The organism is Micromonospora sp. NPDC005172 (assembly GCF_040608555.1).
Lineage (GTDB): Bacteria > Actinomycetota > Actinomycetes > Mycobacteriales > Micromonosporaceae > Micromonospora.
Window position 1 is genome coordinate 68,483 of record NZ_JBEXIL010000009.1, and the last position, 26,925, is coordinate 95,407.

The 26,925-nt window shown below is 67.2% G+C and carries 20 protein-coding genes and 1 tRNA gene; 11 read left to right on the forward strand and 10 right to left on the reverse strand.

Annotated elements, in window-relative coordinates; genetic code table 11:
* Positions 1-96: 96 nt before the first annotated feature.
* Positions 97-843, reverse strand: a complete 747-nt coding sequence (locus tag ABZV06_RS08640; protein ID WP_355241693.1) for a single-stranded DNA-binding protein — start codon at positions 841-843, stop codon at positions 97-99.
* A 304-nt stretch (positions 844-1,147) separates the two neighbouring features.
* Here ABZV06_RS08640 and ABZV06_RS08645 point away from each other — a divergent pair, with 304 nt between their 5' ends.
* Complete coding sequence (locus ABZV06_RS08645) at positions 1,148-1,567, forward strand: HPF/RaiA family ribosome-associated protein (RefSeq protein ID WP_355241696.1); 420 nt, start codon at positions 1,148-1,150, stop codon at positions 1,565-1,567.
* A gap of 179 nt (positions 1,568-1,746) precedes the next feature.
* The gene (locus ABZV06_RS08650; protein ID WP_355241699.1) at positions 1,747-2,799 is read left to right on the forward strand and encodes an alpha/beta hydrolase; all 1,053 of its coding nucleotides are present in this window, start codon (positions 1,747-1,749) and stop codon (positions 2,797-2,799) included.
* A 155-nt stretch (positions 2,800-2,954) separates the two neighbouring features.
* On the opposite strand, the gene ABZV06_RS08655 is transcribed toward ABZV06_RS08650, so the two are convergent.
* On the reverse strand, positions 2,955-3,650 hold the full coding sequence (locus ABZV06_RS08655) for a hypothetical protein (RefSeq protein WP_355619804.1): 696 nt from the start codon (positions 3,648-3,650) through the stop codon (positions 2,955-2,957).
* Positions 3,651-3,807: 157 nt separating this feature from the next.
* Between ABZV06_RS08655 and ABZV06_RS08660 the strand changes: the two genes are divergently transcribed.
* A tRNA-Arg gene (locus ABZV06_RS08660) sits at positions 3,808-3,880 on the forward strand.
* 3 nt (positions 3,881-3,883) lie between these two features.
* Here the strand turns inward: ABZV06_RS08660 and ABZV06_RS08665 are convergent.
* Entirely contained in the window at positions 3,884-5,476 is a 1,593-nt protein-coding gene (locus ABZV06_RS08665) for a tyrosine-type recombinase/integrase (protein ID WP_355619807.1), read from the reverse strand.
* A 74-nt stretch (positions 5,477-5,550) separates the two neighbouring features.
* On the opposite strand from ABZV06_RS08665, the gene ABZV06_RS08670 reads away from it, so the two are divergent.
* Positions 5,551-5,787 carry a hypothetical protein gene (locus ABZV06_RS08670; protein WP_355619810.1) on the forward strand — a complete coding sequence of 79 codons (237 nt, stop codon included), beginning with the start codon at positions 5,551-5,553 and terminating at the stop codon, positions 5,785-5,787.
* Here the strand turns inward: ABZV06_RS08670 and ABZV06_RS08675 are convergent.
* From ABZV06_RS08675 to ABZV06_RS08690, 4 genes are all read right to left on the reverse strand, one after another.
* Positions 5,761-5,985 (reverse strand): helix-turn-helix domain-containing protein, encoded by a 225-nt coding sequence (locus ABZV06_RS08675; protein ID WP_355619813.1) that lies wholly within the window; start codon positions 5,983-5,985, stop codon positions 5,761-5,763. The genes ABZV06_RS08670 and ABZV06_RS08675 overlap by 27 nt on opposite strands.
* Positions 5,982-7,400 (reverse strand): replication initiator, encoded by a 1,419-nt coding sequence (locus ABZV06_RS08680; RefSeq protein ID WP_355619816.1) that lies wholly within the window; start codon positions 7,398-7,400, stop codon positions 5,982-5,984. The genes ABZV06_RS08675 and ABZV06_RS08680 overlap by 4 nt, the downstream gene beginning before the upstream one ends.
* Positions 7,401-7,548: 148 nt before the next feature.
* Positions 7,549-9,159, reverse strand: a complete 1,611-nt coding sequence (locus ABZV06_RS08685) for an FtsK/SpoIIIE domain-containing protein (RefSeq protein WP_355619819.1) — start codon at positions 9,157-9,159, stop codon at positions 7,549-7,551.
* Complete coding sequence (locus ABZV06_RS08690; protein ID WP_355619822.1) at positions 9,156-9,560, reverse strand: hypothetical protein; 405 nt, start codon at positions 9,558-9,560, stop codon at positions 9,156-9,158. Before ABZV06_RS08690 ends, ABZV06_RS08685 begins: the two co-directional genes overlap by 4 nt.
* 1,175 nt (positions 9,561-10,735) lie before the next feature.
* Here ABZV06_RS08690 and ABZV06_RS08695 point away from each other — a divergent pair.
* The 3 genes from ABZV06_RS08695 (at position 10,736) to ABZV06_RS08705 (ending at position 13,608) form a co-directional block, all read left to right on the forward strand.
* A protein-coding gene (locus ABZV06_RS08695) for an IS5 family transposase (protein WP_355619950.1) occupies positions 10,736-11,535 on the forward strand; the annotation gives its coding sequence in 2 pieces (ribosomal slippage) (positions 10,736-11,072 and positions 11,072-11,535; 801 coding nt in all).
* A 495-nt stretch (positions 11,536-12,030) separates the two neighbouring features.
* Positions 12,031-12,906, forward strand: a complete 876-nt coding sequence (locus ABZV06_RS08700) for a hypothetical protein (protein WP_355619825.1) — start codon at positions 12,031-12,033, stop codon at positions 12,904-12,906.
* Between the two features lie 300 nt (positions 12,907-13,206).
* Positions 13,207-13,608, forward strand: a complete 402-nt coding sequence (locus ABZV06_RS08705) for a hypothetical protein (RefSeq protein WP_355619829.1) — start codon at positions 13,207-13,209, stop codon at positions 13,606-13,608.
* Between the two features lie 70 nt (positions 13,609-13,678).
* Here the strand turns inward: ABZV06_RS08705 and ABZV06_RS08710 are convergent, their stop codons facing one another.
* Both ABZV06_RS08710 and ABZV06_RS08715 read right to left on the reverse strand, forming a co-directional pair.
* Entirely contained in the window at positions 13,679-14,263 is a 585-nt protein-coding gene (locus ABZV06_RS08710) for a DUF3515 family protein (RefSeq protein ID WP_355241724.1), read from the reverse strand.
* A 47-nt stretch (positions 14,264-14,310) separates the two neighbouring features.
* A complete protein-coding gene (locus ABZV06_RS08715; protein ID WP_355619832.1) occupies positions 14,311-14,979 on the reverse strand; it encodes a hypothetical protein in 669 nt (222 codons plus the stop codon).
* A gap of 217 nt (positions 14,980-15,196) precedes the next feature.
* Between ABZV06_RS08715 and murF the strand changes: the two genes are divergently transcribed.
* Positions 15,197-16,594: a UDP-N-acetylmuramoyl-tripeptide--D-alanyl-D-alanine ligase gene (gene murF, locus ABZV06_RS08720; protein ID WP_355619835.1), complete on the forward strand. Its 1,398-nt coding sequence runs from the start codon at positions 15,197-15,199 to the stop codon at positions 16,592-16,594.
* Positions 16,595-16,597: 3 nt separating this feature from the next.
* On the opposite strand, the gene murC is transcribed toward murF, so the two are convergent.
* The gene (murC, locus tag ABZV06_RS08725; RefSeq protein ID WP_355619838.1) at positions 16,598-18,043 is read right to left on the reverse strand and encodes a UDP-N-acetylmuramate--L-alanine ligase; all 1,446 of its coding nucleotides are present in this window, start codon (positions 18,041-18,043) and stop codon (positions 16,598-16,600) included.
* Between the two features lie 802 nt (positions 18,044-18,845).
* Between murC and ABZV06_RS08730 the strand changes: the two genes are divergently transcribed.
* The 3 genes from ABZV06_RS08730 (at position 18,846) to ABZV06_RS08740 (ending at position 26,861) form a co-directional block, all read left to right on the forward strand.
* Positions 18,846-19,646 (forward strand): helix-turn-helix transcriptional regulator, encoded by an 801-nt coding sequence (locus ABZV06_RS08730; protein ID WP_355241736.1) that lies wholly within the window; start codon positions 18,846-18,848, stop codon positions 19,644-19,646.
* Complete coding sequence (locus tag ABZV06_RS08735) at positions 19,643-19,825, forward strand: DUF397 domain-containing protein (protein ID WP_355241964.1); 183 nt, start codon at positions 19,643-19,645, stop codon at positions 19,823-19,825. Before ABZV06_RS08730 ends, ABZV06_RS08735 begins: the two co-directional genes overlap by 4 nt.
* 472 nt (positions 19,826-20,297) lie before the next feature.
* Positions 20,298-26,861: a hypothetical protein gene (locus ABZV06_RS08740; RefSeq protein ID WP_355619841.1), complete on the forward strand. Its 6,564-nt coding sequence runs from the start codon at positions 20,298-20,300 to the stop codon at positions 26,859-26,861.
* Positions 26,862-26,925 lie beyond the last annotated feature (64 nt).

Consider the following 26,925-nt stretch of genomic DNA (forward strand, 5'->3'; position numbering starts at 1 on the left):
ACCACGCCGCCACCCCGCCCCCATCGTGCCGTCGGTGCGAACGTCGCCGGCACCGACCTCAGGCAGCGGTGCTGCTGTCGCCCCGGGACCGGACGGTCACGCCGGCTGCGGAACCCGACCTCGGCCCCGCCGGCCCCGACCGGACGGCGGACCATCCGGCCGACCCTCGTCGGGAACCGGTCCCAACTCGTCGTCGGGGTCGTCCTCCGGGTCGACGTCGTCCGCCGCCGCACGGGTCAGCTCGTCGTCGTCCAGGGCCGCGGGAACGCCACCGATGTCACCGAGGGAGACCTCGTCGAGCGGGCCGTGGCCGAGGGGACTGGTGCGCGGCGAGGCGTACTCGGGCAGTTCGAAGTCGTCGTCGAGCGGCCCGTCGTCGGGCAGCGCCGGCGCCTCCTCGGCGGGTACCGGCTCGGTGGGCTCGCCGTGCACGCGACCCTCGGTGGCCGCGTCCTCGACGGCGCTGGTGCTCATGGTGGGTCGGTTGCGAAGGAAACGGGCCCGCCCTCGGGACAGGTCGTGGCCGACGGCGACCGCCTCCAGCTCGTAGAGGGTGCGGTGGTTGCCGGCCTCGTCGGTCCAGTCGCGGGTGTAGAGACGCCCGCAGACCACCACCGGGTCGCCGACCATCACCGACGCGGCGACGCCCTCGGCGAGCTTGCGCCAGCAGTTGACGCGGACGCGCAGCGAGTTGCCGTCGACCCACCGGCCGCTGTCGCGGTCGAGTCGGCGGGCGGTGGAGGCGACCTTGAAGTTGGCCACCAGGGTGTTGCTCTCCTTCGTCCGCCGCCACTCGGGCGCCGTCAGAATGTTGCCGACGATCGTGACGTACGTGTCGAACATCGTCCCTCCAGGGGATCGGGGTCTGCCAGCGCGAGTCGACTCGGCATCGAGCCTGTGCGATGTCGACGGCCACCGCCAGCGCCGCCACCCGAACCTGTGGACAACGGGCCACCTGTGGACAACGCCCTGATCAAGCCCCTGTTGTGGTACGGCCGACCCACCCGAGCGGCCGATGGCGGTTCCGGAACCGCCCGAACTGGGTATGGATTTGATCAACGCACCACCGACAAGCTCCACGTCGACGAGAGGTCAGCACCATGATGATCACTACTTTCGGCTCCGCGACCACTTCCGAGGTGCGGCGATGAGCGCCGTGGCGAACCCGGCAACCGTGGGCGAGTGCCTGCGGGTGGGCGCGGGCTTCTCCCAGGGCGACCGCAACTGGATCGCCGAGCAGTTCGCCACCCTCGACGCCCGGCTGGCCGGTTTCCACGCCGACGCCACCGAGCTGGAGGTGTCGGTGAAGGACCGGGAGGCCCGGGGTCAGAAGGTCACCCTGGAGTGCTGGATCGCCGGCCGGCAGAAGATCGTCACCACCTCCACCGAGGAGGACCTGCACGCCGCCCTCAACGACGTTCGCGACGACCTGCGTCGGAAGCTCAACGACGCCAAGACCAAGCAGGAGCCACGCAACAACAAGCACCTGCGGGACATCCCGCAGCCGCAGGGCGAGCCCGACCCGATCGACCAGGACCCGGCCCGCGTCGACGCGGAAACGGCCTGACCCACCCACGACCGACCCGCGATCTTGCACTTTCGGATGCCGATATGAGTATTCCCAAGGCTTATGTCGCAACAGAAAGTGCAAGATCGCGGGGGCGGGCGCGGGAGCGCGGGGGCGCGGGGGCGGGGGCGGGGGGCGGGGCTACCGCTCGGTAGTGGTGCGGGCGTAGCGTCGTCGTTGTGGAACCGGACGTGTTGGGGTTGCCGTACGAGCGGCAGACGATCGACCTGGGCACCGACGACGAAGGCCCCGTTGTCGCGACACTGGTCCGGCGGCGGGCCGAGCGCCCCACCGGGCGGGCGGTGCTCTACGTGCACGGCTTCGTCGACTACTTCTTCCAGACCCACCTGGCCGACTTCTTCGCCGAGCGCGGTTGGGACTTCTACGCGCTCGACCTGCGCAAGTACGGTCGCAGCCTGCTCGGGCACCAGACGCCGAACTTCTGCCGCGACCTCAGCGACTACTTCCCCGAGCTGGACGCCGCCGCCGAGATCATCCGCACCGAGGACGGGCACGACACCCTGCTGGTGATGGGCCACTCCACCGGCGGCCTGATCATCTCGCTCTGGGCGGACGCCCGCCGCGACGCCGGCATCGTCGACGGACTGGTCCTCAACAGCCCCTTCTTCGACCTGAACGCCCCCTGGGCGGTCCGTCGACCCCTCGCGGCCGCCGTCGCGCGGCTGGGCCGCAGGGCGCCGCACCGCGTCCTGCCCTTCAGCCTGGGCACGGTGTACGGCGAGAGCCTGCACGCCGACCACCGCGGCGAGTGGGCCTATGACCTGGCGTGGAAGCCGTTGGCCGGGTTCCCGGTGCGGGCCGGCTGGCTGAATGCGATCCGCACCGGTCAGCGTCGGCTGCGCGCCGGCCTGGACATCCCGGTGCCGGTGCTGCTGGCCTGCTCGACCCGTTCCTTCCGGGGCACGAAGTGGCACGACAACGCCACCCTTGCCGACGCGGTGCTGGACGTCGAGCACATGGTCCGGTACGCGCCCCGCCTCGGCCAGCACGTCACGCTGGCCCGCTTCGACGGCGGGTTGCACGACCTCACGCTCTCCGGACCGACCGTACGCGCGAAGGTCCTGGACGAGGTCGGCCGCTGGGCCGAGGCGTTCCTGGCCGCCGGCCCCACCGCTCCGGCCGACGACGATGCCGACACCGACGCGCCCACGCTGCCGCAGAGCCGCCGCCCGTCGACCGACGCCGCCGAGGCAACAGCGGTCGGCGACTGATCAGCCGCCCCAGACGAGCGGGACGCTCCGGGGCGACGGCGTCGGGACTGATCAGCCCCGAAAGCGACGGCGCGCTGATGCGACTGATCCGTCACCATCGGTCGACCGGCAGCGTGGTAGCGGCGGCGGTCAGCGGCTGAGCGGTCGAGCCGGGTTCAGGCGTCGCCGTGCGCGGCCGACAGGACGGCGCCGATCCGGTCGAAGGTCGCCACCGGGTGCCCGTCGACGCCGGGCAGCACCAGGCCGAGGCAGTACAGCGACACGTCGCCGGCCGCGTCAGCCTGGACGACGAAGACGGGCGCGCCGACGTACCCCGGCGGTAGTTCCGTGGTGATCCGCACGTCGTCCCCGTCGCGGACGACGCGCTCGATCGCCACCTCCAGGGGGCGGGAGCCGTCGTCGCGTACTCCGTGGGCCAGCACGAAAGCGGAACTGCCGTCGGCGCCGAGGTCGGCGACGGCCTCGGGCCCGGCGGCGATCCCCGCCGGTACCGGCTGCACGCGCCACCGCCAGCCACCGTCGCCGGCGTAGCGGTGCAGGCCGGCGGTCGGCAGCACCGCGACCCCGTCGTCCGGAAAGCGGGCCCAACCGGGCACGATCTCGGCCGCCGCGACGGCGTCCGGCGCGACACCGGCCGGCTCGGTGACGCTCGCCCGCAGGCCCAGCTCACCGCCCGCCGCGCCGACGAGGTCGGCCGCCGTCAGCAACGCCTCCCCCACCGGGTCGTCGCCACCCTGGAAGAAGAAGGCGGTGCCGTGGGCGTCGGCCGTCCGGTAGGGCAGGATCGCCCGACCGACGACCTGGCACAGCTCGTAGGCGACGCTGCTCTCGGCGTCGGGGTCCAGCAACACCAGCCGAGGGTACGGGCCGACGGCCGGCCTCCTCGCGGGAACCCGAATGCCGACCGGAGCCGCCTCGTGAGACTCTGCTCGCCAACGTGGACGCGGCACCCATCGACCCGACGCGCCGTGGGTCGGCGGTACCCTTCTGGCGCGACTTCCACGCCGCGCGCCCGTAGCTCAGCGGATAGAGCAGGGGACTTCTAATCCCAAGGCCGCAGGTTCGAATCCTGCCGGGCGCACTCTCACGCAGCAGGCTTGACCTGCTGCTTCTTGCTCTTCTTGCGATCTTTCTTACTGGCAGCCTTCGATGCCTTGTCCACCTGTGAGCCCGGGGTGAGCCCGGGGGTGTGCTTGGTGCCCCGACCAGAGATCAGGCGGGCGGTCGCTTCGGCGGCTTCCAAGGCCAGTTCGGGCAGGACAGCCGTATACGTGTCCGCAGTGAGTGCGCACGAGGAGTGCCCAAGCATTTCCTGTACCACCTTCAGCTTGGTTCCGGCCTTGAGCGCCATCGTGGCCGCGCCGTGGCGAAGGTCGTGCAGGCGGATCGGCGGAAGGCCCAAGCGCTTAACGAGCCGGTCGAAGTAGTCAGACAGCCACGTCGGCTCTACCCACTCGCCATTGGCCCGCGTGAAGAGACGGCCACTTTCCACCCACGCCGTCCCGGCGTCTTCACGCGCCTGTCGCTGCCGCTTGTTGTGGCGCTTCACCACCCTCACGGTGCCAACGTCGAGCGCCACCATGCGGTTACCAGCGTCACTCTTCGGCGCGTTTTCTTCGATCTCGCCGTTGATGTCTACAAGCTGCGTCGCGACGGTCAACGTCTGACCCTTGAGGTCCAGGTCTTCGGGCCGCAGCCCGCACGCCTCACCACGCCGCAGGCCACGAAGTGCGACGAGGTGGAACAGTGCGTACAGCTCGTCCTCCGCGATGCCGTCAAGGAAGGCGATCGTCTGCTCAGTCGTCCACACCATGACTGGCGACGGCCTTTCGCCGGTAGCCCGCCATCGCGCGACTCGTTCGTCAGTCCACACGAGTCCCTTGGGTCGGTTCACCGGGTCGAGTTCGACGTGGGCGGCCGGGTTGAAGGTGATCAGCTCTTGCGTAATCGCATCGTTCAGTGCAGCGCGGAGCGTCGCTCTGATGTGCCGCCGGGTCGTCGGGCCAACCGGGCGGCGGAAGGGCGGCATTCCAGCGACGGCGGCACGCGCCGCACGGCGACGCTCACGACCTCGAAGCGTCTTGAGTTCTTCGATAGCGGCACGTCGGAGCGCGTTTGCTTCCTCAATCTCGATGTTGCGTTCACCAATCGCGTTGAACATCTCCGATAGGTGCGAAACGCGAAGCCGGTCTAGGCGAACTTCGCCGATACGCGGCTTGAGATGAAGGCGGATGTCCCGCCCATAGCGGTTGATCGTGCTGGCGCGAATCTTGCGGCCAGCAAGCCAGGTGTCGAGGAATTCCCCGACTGTGATGCGCGCGGTCAAAGACTGGCCGCTACGGAACTTCCGCCGAGTCTCTTCCAAGTCTGGCAGCGGTTCCCGGTTGGCCGCCACGCGCTCCAACAAGTCGCCCATGCGTTGCCGGCCGTCTTCGTCATCGATCTCGGGCAACGCCAGCAGCGCGCGGACCGCATCCAGGTCCCCCTGAGCTTCCGTGGCCGCTGTGTAGCGGGACCGACGGAAGGTGCGACGCTCGCCCCCAGCATTCGGCGGAAGCTCCTGACGAACGCCCCAGGTGCCGTGACGGCGCTGATTGAGCTTCGGGCAGGATTGCCCGTACTGCTTGCCAGTCTCCGGATCGCGGCAAGCGCAGCGACGAAATACTGATCCTCTCAAGGCTCCTCCTTGGGAGAGGGGAAGTGGTACCTATTATGGTACCACTTCCCCTGCCGACTGATTGAAGGTGAGTCATGCGACGACGCCGGGTGGTCGAGGCCGCTCAGGGATTGCCGGCGCTCCCCGGCGAGGAGAAGCGCGACCAGCAGGTCAAGATTCGGCTCACTGCCAGCGAGGTGGAAAAGCTGGTGAGTTTGCGACCGGATCTCACCGCCGCCGGCATCGTCGCGCTCCTTGTGGATGACGTGCTGTCCGGTCGGACGGTTCCTCAATGGACCGCAGGGTCAAGTGACGGCTCGAACGCCGAGTAGTTCCAGGATCTCTAGGACAGGCACGACGTAGCTTCGCCCCACGCGGAGCACCCGCACGGGGAACTGTCCACGCTTCGCGAGCGCGTACGCCTTGCTCCGACCGATGCCGAGAATCGCTCCGGCAGTCTCCACACCCGTTGTCACGCCGAGAGCGCGAACGGCGTCAATGGTCCAGGGGTTGTCAGTCGTGGTGCTCATTGCAATTCTCCTTGAGGGGTGTCAACGCTCAACCTCGCGTCGTGGGCGGCATCGCGGGCGGCCTGGAGGTCGTCTGCGATGGCGTCGGCGAACATGGCTTGTCCGGCGGTGTGGCCGGTTCCGGCGTAGGTCCAGTGCTTGTCGGTGATGGCGTCGGGGGTGTCGTGGTGGGTGTCCTCCTGGTTGTGGTCGCGGCGGTGTTGTTCGCGGGCGGCGCGTAGCGCGGTGTAGGTGGTGGAGTAGGCGCGGCTTTTGCTGGCGATGTGGCCTCGGTAGCCGAGTTGGTGTGCCCACCGCCGCAGGTTCAGCGCCTTGTACTCGGGGCGGCTGCCGAGGGTCCAGCAGGTGCGGATGAGGGTGCGGGCGTGCTCGGTGATGGGGAGCACGGAGATTGTGATGGCGTCACGGATGGGCCGGTCCACGGTGATGCCGGCGACATCGGGCTTGGTGACGTACTTGGCGATGTACGAGGCCACCGCCCGCTCGGTCAAGTCGTCGTCGCTGCGGCCGGGCAGGATGGGCCGGATGTCGAGCTGCGCGCCGAACCGCAAGATCGTGTCGAGGCCGGGCACGGCCAGGTGCACGCGGCGGGCGGCGGTGCGGATGGTCTGCACCAGGAGCGCCAGGGTGGCCCAGGTCGGGGGCGGGGCGTCGGGGGTGGGGCCGTCGAAGCGCATGACGGCGTGGAAGTGCACCGACCCGCGCCGCTGGTACTCGGCAACCTTGGCGTACGCGACGCGGACCGTCTGGCGGGCGGCAATGCGAGAGATCCCGCGTACGGTGGCAAGGGCTTCATAGAGGTTGCGGTGCAGCCGTTGCCACAGGTCGCGGGTGTGGGCGTTCCAGAGCACCGCAGCCGGGTAGTCGTAACACTCCGCGCAGAGCGGGGAGCCGGTGAGCGGGTCGCCGGAGGTGTGCCGGTCGAGGCACCACAGCGGGCGGCCGTGGCCGCAGACGAGGCCCCGACGACCGCGTGACGGGCGGCAGGGTTCGTCGGTGGTGTGCCGGTGGACGGGGCCGAAGCTCGGCGCGGTGAAGGTCACGAACACACGTGGATGCGCGCGTACGGTGTCGGGGATGCCCTTGCCGCCGGCGAGCCCGGACACGACGAGTTGATAGGTGTCACCCTGGTGCAGCCGGGCGCAGGGTTCGCAGCGGGACTGGCGGCGATTGCCGCAGGCGATGGTGAGCCGCCCGTGCGGCTGCTCCGCCGAGGTGAAGGCGTTCACCAGGCGGCCGGTGGCGGCGTCCACGGTCAGCGTGTGGCCGATCAGGTGCACCGGGTGTTGGCAGCCGCCGATGTGCCGGACACGGGCCAGCCACGCCCGGAAGTCGGGGTGCGTCGCGGTGAACACGATCTCGCGGTCAGTGAACGACAGGCCCTCATCAGGCCCGCCAGGGGCGGGGGTAGGCATGGTGGTCCTCTGCTCCTCGCGTAGGGATGCCCGGCGCTGCGCTGCCGGTCCGGTGGTGGCCCGCCGTCACCGGTCGGTGGGACGGCGGGGCGGGTTGGTCGTGGTCGCATCGGTTGCCTCCGTTCGTGTCGAGGGGAGGGCCGCCGGATCAGGCGGCAGGTGGGGTGAGGTCGGGCAGGGCCGGCGCCAGGTGTGCCGTGGCGGCGATGACGGCCGTCAACTGCTCCGGCGACAGGTACACCGAGCGGGCGCGGATCCAGCCGGCTTCGTCGGCGGTGGTGACCGCGATGCCCTTTACCGCCGGGTCGATCTGCTGGGCGGCATCCACCGCATCGGGGTAGAGGTCACCAAGGGTCATCTTCACGGTTTCCTCGTCGTTGACCCGCAAGCAGATCCGTCCGGCGAGCTGGGCACGCAGCGCGGTCACGCCGGGGCCGAAGTCCGAGCCGACCCGTTGCCCGGCCACGATCACATGCACGCCGAGAGCCGCGCCGAGCTGCGCCAGCCGCAACAGGTGCGTGGTCGCCCGAAGGGCTTCGTCCTTGTCCGCGCGGGAGGCGACCAGGTACAGCTCTGCCAGCTCGTCGACGATCACGACCACCGGCACCGGCCGCACCAGGGGTGGGAGCTGCCAGATGTTGCGTGCCCCGTGGTGGCGGCACAACGCCATGCGCCGCTGTGTCTCGACGACGAGCGCGGCCAGGATGTCCGCCGCTTGCGCCCGGTCGGTGGCCAGGGCGGACAGCCGGGGCGCGTGCGGGGCCAGCTCCATGCCGCCTTTGCAGTCGATCCCCACCAAAGCGACCGGCCGCCCTGCCCACCGCGCTACAGCCGCGTTGATGAGCGTGGACTTCCCGGACTGCGTGGCCCCGGTGATCAGCCAGTGCGGAAAGGTCACCAGGTCGATCACCCACCGCTGCCCGTCTTCCCGATCACCGACATCGGCCATCAGGTCCGCCGGCACCGCTACCGCCGCCTCTGGGACCGATGTCTTACCCACGAAAGCCCCCTGTTGGGTGGCCAACACGACGTCTCCCGCCGCGCCCGAACCCAACAGCGACCCAACAGGCCGCCGCCGTTGGGTTGAACTCGCCACACCGATCCCCGGTTGGGCGACAGCGACACCCGGCTTCGGTGGCGGATCGGTCGTCCAGGTCGCTTCCCCCGTCCGCTGCGAAGTGAGGGGGTCGGTGATCAGGATGGTCAACCGGACCCGGCCGCGTAGCCGCGCGTCGACCCGCACCGCGTGCACACCCCAGGCATGCGCCATCGCTTCCGCCGCGTTCACGAACGGCTCCGGGACCTGCCCGGGGTGCAGCAGGATCACCGCCGTTGCCCCGAACGTCCGAGGGCGGATGCGCCGCAGCAGCGGCAGGACCGGCATGATCGGCTGTCCCTTCACCAGCAGCGGCCCGAGTTGCCCCGTGGTCGGCCGGTCAGTGCCGGTCAAACTGGCGTTCAGGCACAGGTGCCGCCAGGAATGACGCATTCGCAGGCGCAGCAGCGGGAAACCGAACAGGTACCAGTGCGCCCGAGGTGCCTTCCAGCGCAGCAGCCGCGACACCACGCCCAGCGCCACGACGACGGCCACCAGGACCACGACGACGGTAACGATCGTCGGTAGCCACGCCTGGAGCCGGTCGAGGGTGACCCCCGGGAACTCCGGCGCGAAGCCAGGGAACCCGGGGGTCATCGACGGTGACGGCGAAGGCGTCGGCGGCGCGGCCGATGCCGGCGGCATCACTGCAATGGCGGTCATGACGGGTTGGCCTTACCGCCGCGCTCCCGACCGGCGGGACCGGGCACCGGAGCCGACGAGGACCCGTCGCCGTTGCCCGGCCGCTTCGGGTAGATCGACGCGGCTTTGTAGGACAGGCCGTGCCGGCCCTCGATCTCCCACAGCGACACGTCCAGCTCGGTCACACCGACCGGGCTGCCCTCCGTCACGCCTTCCGGCTGAGCGGAGGTGCTGACGTCGATCACCGACGCTTTGCGCGTGCCGGCTCGACGCACCGCGATACCAGTCACCCAGACGCGGTTACCGTCACGGTCCTTGCGCTGCTCGCCGTCGAGATCGGTCTTGGGCTCCGGCACAGCCACGCACAGCAGGCCGGTCAGACGAGAAAGATCAACAGGAATGCTGTTCACAACGAACTCCAAAAGTCGGATGACTGGTGCTCTGAGGTGGTGCCGTACAGGTGGTGCTCACAGGTGGTGCGGTAGTCGGAACAGGGGCAGAACGGGAGTCAGGCAGCCGGGGCGGGCCGCGACTCCGAGCCAGCGGGACGCGACATGGCCAAAGCGGCCCGGCAGTTGGGCGACAGACATAGCAGGACATAACAGGCCTCCATAGAGGACGGAAGACGGTGGCAGCGCCGCCCAGGACCAGGACGACGAGCAGGACGGGAGCGATCCGGGCCGAGACGACCCAGGGCCGACGAGCCGGGAACCCGACGGACGGACCCAGCGCAACGCGACGCGAGCGGACACACAGACGATTCGCAGCCGGACGCCCACGACAGGACGGCGGCACGGGGAACGCCGCCGGCACCCGCGCACCGGGCGAATCGGCGAGCACGGCCAGGACGCCAGAAGTTCAGACGAGCACGGTCAACACCCCGGAGAACCGGGAGTGCGTACGAGTTTCCCTACTTTGTCAAGAAGCGGAATCGGCATGGCCGATCCCGCGAGAGAAGGGAGAGGGGAGAGGAGCGTGGGCGGGGTCGGGGGCTGCGGCCTGGCGGCCGGTCCCCCGCCCCGCCCCAGAGAGAAACAGAGCGCACACGAACCCGAGGGGCGACCAGCAGTCAACAACCAGGCGTCAGGCCCTCACGTCGAACGCCGACCACGGGCACAGGCCACACCGCACACCGACCACAGCGGACGACAGCACGAACGGATAGCGACCCATCCGTCCGCGAACTGGCCACGGGCCGGACCACGAATCGCCGCCAGGACGCCAGCCGACACGCCCGAACCGTGACCAATTCTCACGGATGTGACCAACGTCGGCCGAAACCGCAGGCCACAGCACCGACAGCGCCGCCGACGCCGGCCCGGTCGATTCATGGTCAGGCTTTGAGGTGCTGCCGCGCCGGCAAGCCGGCTTGCCCTCGAACACCGAGGCTGAGCAGCACGAACGTGACTTCAGTAAGCACGACGGCACCGCCGGTCACTCACCGCTCGACACCACCGATCGCCACCCCCCTTGATGCCGGTGCGCCACGTGCACGTTTCCTTCTACTTACAACTCCTAACGAAATGATGTTGGGCGTAACCCGGGGACGTGAGAGTCGTTCTGTCTGAACGTGAGGAGGGGTGAGCAGCCGCCGTGGATCGTGTCGGACGATCTCTGGGCCGAGATCGCGCCGCTGCTGCCGCCCCGACCACCACGGCGGGACCGGTTCCCTGGCCGCAAGCCCTTGGACGATCGCAAGGTGTTGTGCGGGATCCTGTTCGTGCTCTACACCGCGATCCCGTGGGAGTACCTGCCCCAAGAGCTCGGGTTCGGGTCGGGGATGACCTGCTGGCGCAGGTTGCGGGACTGGAACGACGCCGGCGTGTGGCAACGACTGCACGAAGTCCTGCTCGGCAAGCTCAGAGCCGCCGACCAGCTCGACATGTCCCGGGCGGTGATCGACGGAACCCATGTCCGGGCCCTCAAGGGCGGCCCAAAACCGGTCCGAGCCCGGTCGACCGCCGCAAGCCAGGCTCGAAACACCACGTCATCACCGACGCGGGCGGCATCCCCCTCGCGGTCAGCCTGACCGGCGGCAACCGTCACGACGTCACCCAGCTCATGCCCCTGGTCGACAAGATCCCACCAATCAAGGGCATCCGAGGCAGACCCCGGCAACGACCCAAGCGGATCTACGCCGACCGCGGCTACGACTTCGACAAGTACCGCCGCGAGTTACGGGCCAAGGGCATCACCCCGGTCATCGCCCGACGCGGAACCGGACACGGCTCAGGACTCGGCACCAGACGGTGGGTCGTCGAACAGACCATCGCCCTGCTGCACTGGTTCCGCCGTCTGCGCATCCGCTGGGAGATCCGCGACGACATCCACGAAGCCTTCCTCACCCTCGCCTGCGCCATCATCTGCTGGCGCCGACTCCACCACTCAAAGAGTTAGGAGTTCTTATTCAAGGGGACCGCCAAAGGCCCGAATGTTCCAAGATCGACAACTTCGTCGGCGCAACTTGAAGAATCTTTCTGGCCCGCGCGTACGCTCGAAGAGATCAAGGTCAGGCCGGAACGGGGACCGGTCCGACTGTCGGTAGTGGAGCCGAGCGACAACGAGTGCTCGCAGCGGGGGCCGCGCAACACCATGGCACCCTGACGCGATCTCTCAGACGCTTGTGCGATTCCCGGCGGTGTCCGCAGCACGCCGGGGGCCGCACCAGGGGTCAGCGGCGACCCGGCTCATCACCGCCGACAGGCGGCCCGGTGTGTCCCCACCCAGCCCGAGGCGACGTTGGGAGGACACGAACTCGTGCCCGAACACCGAGTGCCCACAAGGCACCCCCACGGCATAGCCCTGCCTGGCCAACTCACCTTCTCCGCACCACCCACCGCCGACACAGACGCCTCGTCCGACCCGGTAGCCGCACTCGTTGAGCAAAAGGCGATGCCCGCCGGCCAAGTCCTGTCCGCCGCCATCACCCTGTGCCGTGTCGGCGTGCCGAAAGGATGGATCACCGGCGCCGACGACCCCCGCCCCGCCCGCGCTGATGAAGTCGTTCGCCACCTGCTGGCCGACGACGCCACCCGCGAGATCAAAGACCAGATATGGCGGCACATCGTCGGACAGGTCCGCGCCGACACCGACAACCGTGAAGACTGGAACCTCTACGCCCTCGGCGTCGCCGCCCATGGACTTCTCTCCCGCGCCGCCCGACTCGCCATGCCCGACGATCCCGCCAAGCGCGTGATCGCCGCCCAGCACACGCTGATACACGCCTTCCTCGAACGGATGCAGGCCACCGTAACCACCGCGGCCGGCACCCGCTGGCGACTGGATATCGACCGGCTCAACGTCTACTCACGGCTACTCGGCGGCGCGTATGACCACGCCAGCGGACGCACTGAACACCGCCGCAAACAGCTCACCCGCCGGCCCGACGAGACCGCCACCGAACACCAAGCCCGCATCGCCAGACTCCGCGAGGAGGAACCCCGAGAGATACCCATGGGCGGCGTCGCCGAACTCAACGCCTACCACGGCAAGCACCCCAACGAACCCAGCCCCGGCGGCATGGATGCCGCCATCGCCCGCCTACAAGAGTTCGTTGCCCAGTCCGCCCGGATGCCGCCCGCCGACCGCATTGACCCCACCAGCGCCGAACTCCTGCGACGCACCTACCTAAATGGTGAACCCCTCGGCCAGGTCGCCGCCGATCTGAACATGTCGCCCAGCAACGCATCCAAGCGCCGCGCCACCGCCGTACGGCAACTCCGCCGGCTCATCGCCCGACAGATCCCAAACGAGCGACCGCCCAGCTAGATCAAAATCTTCGAGCAGACATAAGACGCTATACCGGGCCAACGCACCGGACGATGGATGGCGTTCAGTTCAATCTACTGGCTTTCCAAAGCCGCGATCCAAGCGTTCTCCGCTATTTGCAGGTCGATAAAACGCTCCGAACAGATGTGCTCATTCAGGAAATCCCACGCACGCAATCTCCGCAGGCGCATCTATTCGCATCTACATTTAGGAGCGCAAGTCATTGACATCTTTTCCGGTGGTCGGCAGGGTAGGAGGGGCCTCGGGGTTTCGCATTCCATCCACCGGAAGGAAGCGCTAGTGATCGCACTTAAGCGAGGCGCAGTAGTGGCCGTGGTCGCAGTCCTCGGACTGTTCATTGGAGCTGCGCCAGCGTACGCCTACGTCAACTACACCTCCAATGGCTGCGTTTTGAGCATGGGCATCACCAGTCCGCAGGCCATCGGCACAATTCGGGCCGCGTCCGGCACCTGCGACGGCGACAACGTCTACCGGGCCACGGTTTACGACGACATCGCCACCAGTGACGGTTACTGCGTCGTCGCGAAGCTGCAAGGGATCACAATGGCGACTTCGTGCAACTCGTCCGGAACGTCGTTCACGTTCACCGACCCGGACGGGAACTCGAACGCAAGCATCCAAGTCTGCTGCTCCGGCACTTCAACTTGCGCCGGCCCAGCGGGCGGCAACAAGAATTTCTAGCGCGGCCAGCAACAAGTCGGGCGTGCCCTGAGCTCCTGCCGGTCGACCATCGCGTCGACCGGCAGGAAGCCTACTCTGGACCGCAGTCGTAGCGCGTCGGCTTGGAAGGCATCGCACTGACTAGTGGTCCGGACAGGGCAGCAATCCATTGACCGGAGCCTTCACCCGCCGGGGCGTAGATAGGCGGGATCGTCACAGCAACTGGAACCTTGCGGTCCAACGTCGCCCACGTTGTCGATGCCTCGCCCGCCTCCGCATACCAACAAACACCGGAGATGATCCAGATCTTCGCTGTTGGCTCCGGCTTCGCCTCTTGAGCACCGCACTGGATCATCAAGGCAGGATCTCCGTAGGCCGCATTTTGCTCAGGGCCGTCGCTCACCCGCCTGGCCGGTAGCTCGCGCAACTGAGGGGGCAACTGGGAAATTAAAGCCAGGCAAGCGCGTGCTTGGTCGGCGGAAAGCTGAGGCATGGCCATAGGAACCGGAGTCGTCGCCCCAAGTCGAACATCAGTCCGGCTGGGTCGAGGAGAAGAAACAGGATTTGCGACATCAGGACTCAAGGTGCTGAACGTGGTGATGCCAGCAAGAAGCGCGAACGGTGCCGCGACGACGGACGCGATGATCGTATTTCGTCGACCGGTCTTCGCCACCATAGCTACCAAACCATTTCTTTGCGAGTGCACATCCGTCAATGATTTTATCAGGCGACCGGCGTCACGGGCCGCGCGTACTTGTCCCCGCCCCAACCGTAACGGACCGCCTCCGCAACCACCCGCGTCACCGCTTCTTGAATCAGCCCCCGGGACTCCGTGTCATCCTCCACTCGCCAGCCATAACGAGACGTCGAGTCGAGAAACACCACGATGGCGTTGACGATCGGACTGACCCGGAACACCAGCGACCACGACGGGCCGTGCACGCGCAGCGTCACCCCGCCCTGCCCAGGAACGACGCGCAGCACACCCGGCCCGCCCCGCTCCACCACGGCCGCAGCGTCAACGAACGGTTGCCGCATTGCCGGGTCATCGCCCAACCGAGCCGGCAACACCTGTTCTACGAGCACGTTCCCCCCACTGCGCCACGGGTCGATCGTCGGCTGATCCGCAAGAGCGTTCGCAACCTGATCAGCCAGCGCCCGGCGACGACGCGCTGGCTCCGATAACCCCCGAGGCTCCGCAGCACGCTTGCCCCACGGCACCGCCGGATCACCCACCGGCAGCACCCTCATCGAGGTGTTCCCACCGGCGGCCTGATCGCGCCACACCTGATCGTGCGCGACCTCGGACCGCAAGTTGTACAGATCATCAACCCAGGCCGCCCAAGCCGCCCGCGTACGCGGCTTCGGCAATATCCCCGGCAGTGAACGCAAGCGCCGACGCGTCGACCGCCGAGCACACAAGCTCCGACGACCGGCAGGCGAATTGCGGTACATAAAACACAGCTTGGCATAGTGCCAGTAGCGCTAGCGACAGTTGGCCTTCCGCCAGTTGAGCTTTTGCCAGTAGCTGACGGCGGACAAGCGTCCATGATCCGGCTACAACCCTCGATCCGCTGACCTCACACGGTAGGTTCATCCCGTGCTTGCGATGACTTTGCAGGAGATCACGGCCGTTGTCGGCGGAGCCGTCCACGACGCTGCTCAGGACGTCACCGTAACCGCCCCGGTGATGTTCGACAGCCGGCGCGTCGAGCCCGGCGGGATGTATGTGGCGCTTGCCGGTGAGCGCGTCGACGGGCACGACTACGCCGCCCAGGCGATCGAGGCCGGCGCGGCAGCGGTGCTGGCGTCACGGCCGGTTGGCGTACCGGCGGTGGTCGTCGAGGACGTACCCGCCGCTTACGGACGCCTCGCTCGCGCGGTCGTGGACCGGCTACCGCAGACGACCGTGATCGGGGTGACCGGCTCAGTCGGCAAGACCTCGACCAAGGACATCCTTGCCCAGGTGCTCCCCAGGTGGGGTGAGACGGTGGCCAACCGCGCGTCGAATAACAACGAGCTTGGGTTGCCGTACACGGTCACCCGCGCCACCGTCGACACCCGCTATCTCGTCTTGGAGATGGGCGCACGTGGGATCGGGCACGTGGCTTACCTGACTGGGATCGCCCCGCCCGCCGTCAGCATCGTTACCCGCGTCGGGCACGCGCACCTGGGCGAGTTCGGATCGGTGGCAAACATCGCTCAGGCCAAGGGCGAGATCGTGGAAGCGCTGCCCGCCGCACAGGACGGCGGTCTAGCGGTGCTCAACGCCGACGATGAGTTGGTGGCCGCGATGGCGAGCCGCACAAACGCCCGCGTGCTGACCTACGGAGTCGAGAACCCGGCGGACGTGCGGGCCGAGAACGTGACATTGGACGAGCTGGGCCGCGCCGGCTTCCGGCTCGTGCACGACGGCCAGGCTGCCGAAGTGCGGTTGCGCCTGTACGGGTTACACCAGGCGTCTAACGCGCTCGCCGCCGCGACCGTCGCTCTCGGGCTGGGCCACCCGATCGAGGCCGTAGCCGAAGCCGTTTCGCAAGCCGAGGCCGTGTCACCGGGCAGGATGCAGGTCACCACCCGCGCGGACGGGGTGACGATCATCAACGACGCCTACAACGCTGCGCCCGATGCCATGCGCGCCGCAATACGTGCCCTTCACACAATGAGCGGGAACAACCAACGCGCGGTCGCGGTGTTGGGCGAGATGGCCGAGTTGGGCGAGCACGCCATGGCGGTGCACCGCGAGATCGGCCAGCAGGTAGCCGAGATCGGGGCCGGATGGCTGGTGGCGATCGGCGGGACGAACGCCGACCAGTACGCGGCCGGGGCCGCAGGCAGCGCCACGGCGGTTGATCGAGCGGTGGACGTGGCCGAGGCGTGGAACATGCTCAACGACGGCTTACGACCGGGCGATGTCGTGTTGGTCAAGGCATCGAACAGCGCCGGGCTCCTCGCGCTCGCAGACAAGCTGATCGAGGAACCCGGCACTGTCACCGCCCAGGCGTAAGGATCACGCGGACAACGCGACCTCGGAACGCTGGCTCAGGGCGTCCAGGATCGCCGCACCGTAGCCGGTCACGTCACCGGTGCCCATCGTCAGGACCACGTCACCGCGACCGGCCATCCGGCCGACAAGCCGGGCCACGTGATCCGCGCCAAGCGGCAGGCAGTATTGACCGTCGCGCAACTGCGTCACGATCATTGTTGCGTCGGCCGCCGGCCGCCCCTCAGGCACAGTGCCGTGCACATCGAGCACCAGGACGTGATCGGCCTTGTCCGCCAGGAGCCGGCCGATCCGCCTACCGAAAGCCAGCACCCGGGCATGCCCGGACGGCTGGAACACCACGATGACCCGGCCGCGAGCCAACGTGCGCGCGGCTTCCAGGTCGGCTGCGATCTCCTTCGGGTGATCGGCGTAGGAGTCGACCACCGTTACTCCGGCCAGGGTGTCGATGTGCTCGAAGCGACGGCGTACCCCGGTGAAGGTGCATGCCGCTCCCGCCACGTGGGCGGGGTCCAGGCCCAGGAGCACCGCACACGCCGTGGCCGCGAGCGCGTTCTCCAGGTGGTGCGCTGCCGGGGTCGGCAGAGTCAGCCGCACCCTCGTCCCGTTCGGCATCCGGACGGTCGCCGAAACGTTCCATCCCTCCGCGTACACGTCGAGCAGGCAGATATCGGCCGTGCGGCTCCGGCCGTAGCGCAGCACCGTCAGGTCAGGTCGTTCCTCAGCGATGACCTCGGCGGCGACGTTCGCCCCCACGCAGTCGGCATTCGCGATCAGGTACCCCCGAGGAGCGATCCGAGAGCCGAACTCGACGTAGGCACGCATCACGGCGGCGTGGTTGACGAAGTTTTCCGGGTGGTCGTCCGTGACGTTGGTGATGATGGCAATCGACGGGGTGAGGAAGTGGAACGACCGGTCCGACTCGTCTGCCTCCGCAACCAGCAGCCGGGACCCGCCGAGACGGGCGCCAGAGCCCGGATCGGTCAGGTCAGCCCCGACGAGGTAGGTCGGATCCTCGCCGAGCGTCCGCAGGATGTGGGCCAGGATGGCGGTCGTGGTGGACTTGCCGTGTGAGCCGGAGACCGCGACGAACCGCCGATTGGCGCTGAGCGCATCGAGGACCTGCGCCCGGTGGACCACCGGGATACCGGCGGCACGAGCCGCGTCGATCTCCGGCGCATTCTGCGCAACCGTGGTGTAGACGACGCAGCTTGCGCCCCGCACGTGGGAGGCGTCATGCCCCAGGTGCACCCGCACGCCCGCGACGCCCAGGGCCGCGAGTGTGGCGGGGTCGTTCAGGTCGCTGCCGCTGACCTGGTGGCCCAGTTCGGCCAGCAACCGGGCCAGGCCGGACATGGCAGACCCACCGACGCCCACGAAGTGCGGGCGGGACAGGTCAATGGGGCCGGTGTGAGCCTCGATCGTCGGGTTACCAGTGATCGTGTCGGTCATGGTGCCGTGTCTCCTTCGGTAGAGCTGACGGGGTTGGTGCCATGAACTGACGTGCCGAGAGTCCGCTCCTTTCAATCGGTGCGACACCTTGCGCGCGGGCGAACTGCCCCCGGGTGACCAGCTCCGCCGCGCGGGTCCAGTCGATCTGCGTCGGCTGCTCTGCCGCCCGACCAACCGCAGCTTGAGGCAGTGCTGTGCCCGGAGGCTTGCGCTGCCGCTTGCGGGCCGTCCGGCACGCCGGACAGGCACACGGCTTCCCGCCGGGAAAGCGCCGCGACCGATGCGGCCGATGCCGAGGACGGATCAAATCCGCGTCGTCGTCACCCACGACCAAGCCCGTCGAGCGCATCCTCCGCACTGGCACGCGCCAGCCATCCGGGTACCGGAGACCGAGACGCTTGGCCGAGCGTCAACCTGCCCGCACGCCCCCACACCAAGAACGGCTCGGTGCGCTGCGAGTACCACGACGGAGGGCAGCAGGCTCGCCCCAGCACAACAGCCGTCTCAGGCGCGGGAGTCACGGGCACCTTGGCTTTCCTCTTGATCCGTCGCAGCAGCCGCACGTCGCCCTCCTCGGTCCTTCGGAGGGGGCCGCCCCGCATGGGGGGACGAGACGGCCCCGGTCAAAAACCACCCCGTCCCTCTCTGGATAGGAGCGGCTCCGATGTGTGACAGTCTGCTGGGGACACAGCGGTCTTCGATACGTGCTCACCACTGTTGTGCCAGCTCAGAAGGCGAAGTGAGCAGGGGCGGGCAAGAACGAACGGCTCGCCGACGAAACTGGGCAGAGATTGGGGACTCAATGGGGACCGCCACCGATTACGTACGCGAAGAACTGCGCCTGTTTCGGGCGGCCCAAGAACTCAGCCAGGATGACTTCGGCAGGGTCATCGGATACTCCGGCTCGCACGTCAGCTCGGTGGAAACCGGCGGTCGTCCACCAACACGCGAATACATGAACGCAGTCGACGAGGCGCACAAGACCGGCGGACGGTTCGCCCGCATGTTGCGTGAGCTGTCGAAGCTCGATCACACCCCAGCCTGGCTGCGCGAATGGATCGAGTTCGAGCGTGAGGCAACCTTGCTCCGCTGGTACGAACCTGCGTTCGTGCCGGGCATTCTCCAGACGGAGGCGTACGCACGTGCCACTCTCGCTAGTGGCGGTCTGCTGTTGCCCGACGAGATCGACCAGCGCGTAGCGTCACGGCTCGATCGACAGTCGATCCTCACCCGTGAAGAACCTGTGCCCCTGGTTGCCGTACTCGACGTGATGGTGCTCCGGAGATCACTCAACGACCACCCGGGCGTGATGGCAGAGCAGCTACAACACCTCGCCAAGATGGCCGAGCTGCCGCACGTGCATATACACGTGGTGACTGAAGACGCCGGGGTCTACCCTGGATTGCAAGGAGGCTTCATCCTGGCCACGCTGGGTGACGGCTCGGTGATCGCACATCTCGATCACCAGGTCCGCGCACAGGTCGTGAACGTCACCGATGACCTTGCTAGCCTCCAGCGCGTGTGGGAGACCATCAGAGGTGAAGCCCTCTCGCGCAGGCAGTCACTCAAACTGATCAAGGAAGCGGCGCAGACATGGACATGACCGGTGCCAGGTGGCACAAGTCGACTCGCTCCGGGACCAACGGCGGGTCGTGCGTAGAGGTGGCCGACAACCTGCCCGGCGTCGTGCTCGTGCGCGACACCAAGGACCGGGACGGCGGCACGCTCCAGTTCGACTCGACCGTCTGGCAGTCGTTCGTCAACTTCGCCAAGCAGCACTAACTTAGACCCCCGCCGGAGGCCCTCGCCGAGTCGGCTGGGGGCCTTCGCCATGTCGGTACACCCTCCGCAGGTGAGCCCGGTGTGAGCCCGGACGTCTACGGACCCGGCAGCACGAGCGAACAGCGACCACCATGGGTAGGGGTGTCTACCTGGACAGATAGACACCCCTAGCAACTCACGATGACGCGCTAACCCGTACGGGATTCAACTTCTAATCCCAAGGCCGCAGGTTCGAATCCTGCCGGGCGCACCCTCATCGTCGCAGGCCGATCACTTGCCGCTCCTGGTCGATGATCACCAGGGCCTTCGTGCCGTCACTTGCCGAGCGACCACAACGGACGCTCAGGTGGTGAACCCACCACCTCGCCCGGCCGTTCAAACCCACGCCCGGCTCGCCGTTGACGACCCCTGAGACCGACCTCCCTCGACTGGCTGCCGGCACCGCAGCGCGACTCAACGGAGGACCAGCGAGATGACGGGTGCTGTCGGCACCGACTGCATCGAAGCCGTCAGCACCTGGGTGCCCGCCGGCCAATCGCTCAGCATCAGTGGCGGTCCCGTTCCGGCCGAGGTGTGGGACGCGTTGCCCCTTGCCAACTTCCACCAGGTGTACGTCGAGCCTGCCGCGATAGGCGACGTGCGCGTCAACAACACCCTCCGCCGCCAGCCGCAGACCGTGGCCGCGCAGATGGTGCATGTGCCGTTGGGACTGGAGCCCGGCCTGGAGGCGGCGGCCGTCCGCGCCGAGCAACTCGGCCTGCCGGTCCTCCTCCGCGCTGCTCGAGCACTCGACCTCAGTGGTCCGCAGGTCGTGCCGTTCGAGGCCTACCCGGAAACCGGTGCGGTGCTCGCGTGGCCCGCCGAACACGTCGGGTACACCGCGTCTGCGAACGGTGGCGCGGTTGCCGTGCGTCGTGTGCCGGCCGGCCTGGTGTTCGCCGACCCGTCGGCGCCTCGTTACGCCGCGGTGATGGAGGCGGCGGCGCGAATGCCCGTGAGCCAGACTCACCTGCGGGTATTCATGCACGAGGATGCCGGATTCGCGGCCGAGGACATCGCCCCCATGATCGCGCTTGACCCCCGGTACAGCGCGCCGGTGGACGTCGTCGTCTGCAATGCCGCCGGGGTGGTCGGCGCCGCCGTGGACCGCCTACGCTCGCTCGCGGCGACACTCTCCCGGCAGGACCAGATGCTGGGTATCGAGGTGCGTGCTGCCAGTGGGATCGTGTGGACCTCACCCCAGGGCCACGTCATCGCATCCGGTTCCCGCGTCCACGATGACGGCAAGATGCGCCCACAATCCCCTGGCGCGGCCGGCGAATCGTTCTACGCGTTCCGCACTCCCCCACCGGTCGGCGAAGAGCAGGTGGGGCCCACCGATACCGAGGTGATCGATCTCCGGGTAGCGGTTCTGCCGGGCACGATGGAGCCGTCCCCGGGGCACCTGCGGCGGAACGATTGGAGTTCCTGGCATGGAGCGCGCCCGTACCAGGTCCGGCCCGTCACAGAGTGGCCGCAGTACCGGGTCGAGGCCGAGAAATTCGATGCCGCCCTAGCCGGCCATCTGGCCCAGTTGCCTCGGGTGATCAACGCCGCCCGGCAGGCGATCAAACGGCTAGAAATGATCATGGGCCAGGCAGCGGCAACAGATGTTGGGTATGGCGCCACGGCCCGCGATCTGGCGACGGCCCGCGAGCTCGACGATGCCGAGGCGCTGATGGCGGCGCTCGCACTGGCGGTCGGCGACGGGGTGGTCGGAGAGGCGCCCACGTTCACCCGGCTGGCGGCCGGACTGTTCGCCGAACCCGAGTACGCCGAACGGATCGGCGTCGACCACGAGGCAATGCGACAGTTCGCAGATTCGTGGCTGCCCCTGCTTGGTCCGTTGAAGAATACAGCCGACCTTACTCGCGATCCTTTCGCAACAACAGCTCGCGACCTGGACCACGCCGATTGGTACACCGGGGATGGGAGCGGGGGCGGCGCACTCGACTACGCCGACCGACTTCTGCGCACCTTCGACTGGCTGAACCTCGACCCGGCACTTCGCAATGACTTCGTCCTCGCACTCGTCGCCACGGCCCCGGCCGGCCCGGACCGCCTCTACGAAGTCCTTCGGGTCGCCGAGGAGAGCCGGACGCCGGTGACCGTATCCGCCGCCCCCTCCCCTGAACTGGTGTACGAAGAACTCGGACAGCTCGGCGTGTCACGGCTCTCTCTCACACAGGCGGGCATGGAGATGCTGCCCCCCGAGGCAGCGTATTACGAGCTGAGCAAAGCTAATGTCTTCAAAGGCCTCGGCTCCAACGATTTTCAACGCGCACAAGCCACCAAAGTACTGCTCGAAGATTATGACGAAAATAGTGCAAGGCCCAAGCCCGAGAGTGAAATATGGCTGACTGATTGGTTCGATGACTCAGACGCCGACCCTCTGCAGCTCAAGATTAAGCTCACCATCGCGCACCTGCTGGCGCTCGCGGCCTACACGGGATCGAACCACGCGCTGATCAACGCGGTCGCCCCGCCGGGTGGCCTGCTCCACCGAGCCGCTCGGACGGTCAAGTCAGAACTCGAAGTAGTCGTGCAGATGCGCGTCGCCGAAGTGATCGACTCGGTGGATGGAGTTGAACCAAGCGACTTCCCTGACCTCATCTGGAGGGATGTGGAGTTAGTTAAGTTAAGGCAGAATCTCGAATACAAGCAGGGCAACAGAGGTGCGATCGAGAAGCTGATGTATGCCCGGGGGAAGCAGATCGCCGCAGAATTCGAAGCCGAGGCGCGTGCACACTTCGACATGGTGGTTGACGCACTGATGATTCTGCCGGCAGCTCATGGTGAGGTGTTCCGGGGCGACTACAAGTTCAAAACCGGATTCTCCGAGTACGATGGCGCAACCCTAACATTCTCTCGCTTGCGCAGCACGTCGGCCAGCGAAGAGATCACTGATAGGGAATTCTTGTCACTACATCGGGACAAGCTCCTCACCAGGCCGGTGAAACTCACCCTGCACCTGGCGGAGTTCAGCGGCCGCGACATCACGCCGTTCTCTATGACCAGGAAGGAAAAAGAGCGGCTACTCCTTCCCATTTCTGTCTTCGAGGTCAGCTCACGAAAAATAGAAGACGGCATCGAGAAGATCGAAGCACACGAGGTGGCTCCACGCGGTGTCAGCAGTGAAGCTTTCTCCGCCGCGCGCGACAAAGCACTGCGCGAGGTAGCGGCGCTGCGCCAGGGGCTAGACGACTTGAAGGCGAGGTTAACCGATCTTCAGCGCGAGACGAGAAGCGTCGGACAAGTAGTAAAGCCCATGGACGGCCAGTCCAAGGAGCTGATTTCGGAACTCGAGTCTGCCAGGCACATTTCGGTTCTCGCGCAATCCAGGGCCAACAAGGCCGAGTGGGCGGCTGTCGACGCCCATGATGCCGCTCGAAAGGCATTCGAGCAGGCCTCGGGCAGCGACGCACCCTCGTCCGCGCTAACCCGCCTCGGACAACTGGTGGACGAGACCGCCGAAGCCAGGTCCGCGGCCGAACAGCACAGAAAGTCTGTCGAGCAGGTTGCCAGCCGAGTGAGCAGGGCGGGGTTCCACATCTCGGACCTCGAGACGCGGGTAGTCGCTGCCACAATGGATGTCGCTGGGGCCGATCTGGCAGCGTACGAGGCACTGCGGAATGTCGCAGTTAGCCTGGAGGAGGGGAGCAGGGCCGACGAGCGGTTGGCGAAGACCCTCGCCAAAGCCAACAAGGACCGCGTAGAACATCATAGAGTCGCTGCTAAAGCCGCCAACAGGGCCGAAGTCCAATGGACCGGCCACGTGCTGCGGACCGCCGGCGACGTAAAAGATCTCGAAGGTCAATTGACGTCGGCAGCAGAAGAGGCCCAGCGAATCGTCGACATGTTCGATGTCACGCAACAGGGGTTGCGGGAAGCGGTCGCCGAATTGAACCGAACGGATGCGCGGCAACAAGAGCTGGACCGTCTGATTGAGACGGCAGCTAGCCAACACGAGGTGTCAAGTAACCTCACCGACGAGTTGGCATTGCCGGCACTGACCGGATGGGGCGGCGACGAGATCGCCGACCGCAATTTCGAGCGATACGTCGGGGCACACCTGTACCAACTTCCACGGGTACGCTCCGCCGTTCGAATGGCTGTACGGCGCCTGCGCGCGGTGCTGGTAAATTCCCGGCTCAACGGGCACCTCGACATCGAGCCGCTGCGGGCATTCGTTCACGACGACCCCACCAGCGCTGGACAGGTCGGCGACACACTGAGCGACGAGGAGGTCCGCCACGTACTGACGCAGGGAAACCTGCGGATGATGATGACGGCGTTCTACAACGCGGCATATTACAAGGAGAGCGCGGAGGCGGTCACCTTGAAGACCGTCCTCGGTGACATCGTCAGGAATGAGGCCTGGGGCGAGGCCGACCGACTCAAGCTCAATGTCGAGTTGCTTCAGCGGGCCAGCGCACAGCTCAAGAGTCGGCGGCGTGCCGCCATGAACCTCATCACCACGCCAATGCACAATGCGCAGCCCTACGCCGACGACCTGTTCGCGGTCGGCAACATTCACGCCGTCGTGAGCACCGCCCCGGAGTACGAGACCCTCGTCACCGCGCTGAGCCACTTCGAGAAAATTCCGCGCGTACCGCAGAACACGTACAAGTTCAATCTCGGCCTCTATGGTCAGGCAACCAGGCGAGAACTCGACGACCTCAACGTGGGCCTGCACCCGTTGGAGGAACAGTACCAACGGGAAGCCGGCAACCTTCCGTTCAAGCCGACTCTGGACACCCCTGACGACGAGGCGATCGACGCGCTCGAGTCCCGGCTGGGTGAGGGTGAGTCAGGACCAGAGTTCCCGTTGGCCTGGTTGACCGGCAGTGCGAAGTACATGATGCAATCCTCGTCGGCCGCGCCGTGGACGAATTCCGTGCGTCAGGCCGGCATCCCGACCGTCAGCGCGATTTCGGGCACCACTGTGCGGCTGCTGTGGGCGTACGACATGCTCGGCCTGCCCGCGCAGTCACGCAACGACTTTCTCCTCGGGATCACGGCCTGGATGCTGGTCACCGACGAACACTCGCTGTACGAGGTGCTACGGGGCGCCGAGTCGGTCGGCATGGATCTGCCGGTGTCGCAGGCCAAGAACGAGACCGACATGTACGCGATCCTCGGCCGTCTCGGTGTGCCAGATGAGGCTCTGATGCGCTTCGGCCACGAGCGTCGGCCGGCGCTACGACGGGTTCCCGCAGGGCTCGTGCTGGCCGACCCAGCCGACAGGGATTACGCCGAGAAGCTGCGGTTTGCCCAAGCCTTCCCGGCAGACCCGTCACGGCTGCGTGTCTTCGTCGACAGCGCGTCGAGGGCCTTCTCGGTGCCGGACATCGCCTCGTCCATCCGCCTGCATCCGGATTACGGCAAACCGGTCGACGTCATTTCCTGCGACTTCGTGACCGCGCCCGAGGCGCAATCACCGGCCGCCGAGTTGTCCAAGCACCCCCTGATGCATGGCACCGATGTCGTCGCCGCCAACGGAACGGTATGGACCTCCGCCATCGGCCACGCCTTCGTCGCGCCCAAGGTCGCTGTTGGCAGAGACGGCCGAATGCGACCCGGTACGCCTGGCAACGGGACGTTCCACCGCTTCCGCACGACGCCGACAGCACAGGATGGACCGCTCCTCACCGAGATCGAGGATCTCGACACGCCGCTACTACCCGGCACGCCGTACCCGCGCCTCCATCAATCACCGGCGTGGCACGGCGCGGAGGCCCTCGGGCTGGATATCCATGACAGCACTCCGGACGCCCCCAACGACGTGTACCACCAATTCGGCGATCGGGGCAGGGCACGGGCCGTGACCGCCGCCGAAGAGCCGAGATCTCCGGCTGAGGTGGTCGAACCGGTGGAGGCGATCGCGCAGCCGAGTTGGCCGCTGCGACTGACCGGTGGTCCGCTGGCGACGGGATCGTCATCCAGCCGCTGGCACGTCACGGCACATGGCGACGTGTACGTCGTCTCCGCGAACAGTGCGAGAGTGCCGGACCGCATGATCGGTGAGTTGGCCGCGATGGCTGACGCCGAACACCCGGTGATCCTTCTGGACACTCCGCGCGTCGGCCACGACCTGCTGCCCGCCGATATCGCCACGGTGAACTATCTGCTCGAACAGCTCGCCCAACGCGGCAATCCCCCCGTCGTGATCACCCGCGGGGCGGTCACTCTGGATCTCCTTGCCGTGACAGACAGGTACGGTGTGACGATCCTGCACACGACCACGAAGAAGTCCGACAGTTCCAGAATGGCTCTTGATACCACCTACCGATGGACCGTCACCTCTCCTCGCCAGCACGGGCAGCCCAACACCCCCGCCGAAATTCTGGATGCGATCACGCCCGCCGTGGTGCGCACGGCGGCGAAGAAGGCCCAGAAGAACAACCCCGTGGCGCGCGTCGACGACGCGCTCGGCGAGTTGATCTGGGCGGTGGACCTTGAGGCGAGCAAGGCCGTCTTCCAACGGCTACGGGCGCGCTGGTCGGCTGAGCAGATGAAGGCTAACCTGACCGAGGTCGAGCAGATGATCGGCCGGGTACCCAACCAGCCGGAGTTGAGTGTCTTCGCGCCGGTCCTGAAGTTGGGCGCGATCGGCCACGAAGATGTCGTCTTCGACTACGCGACTGCCGACGAGGCCCAACGACCCAAGGTCCTCCTCGACTCGGTGGGCCGACTGGACACAGCCGGACAGCTCAACACGCCATTCGACGTCGACGGTGGCCTCACCACCGGCCAACTGGCGGACATGGTCACCAAGGTGGGCACCACCGACATCTCCGCCTCGGTACTCACCGTCATCGGCGAGGTCAAGGCCGGCAATTTCGAGAACGCCAATGCCTTCATCGAAGCCAACCGCGGCAAGCTCACCGTCGCTCAGAAACAACAATGGGTGGACGCCATCGCCGACCTGCGCCAGATCATGCGGGACAACGACGCCCAACTCCACATCCTGGCTAACGGCATCCTCAACTGCTGACGTACCCCTGACCTCAGGCGGGGCCTGGGCACGCGGTCAGCGGAGGCGGCATCGCCCGTCGGCG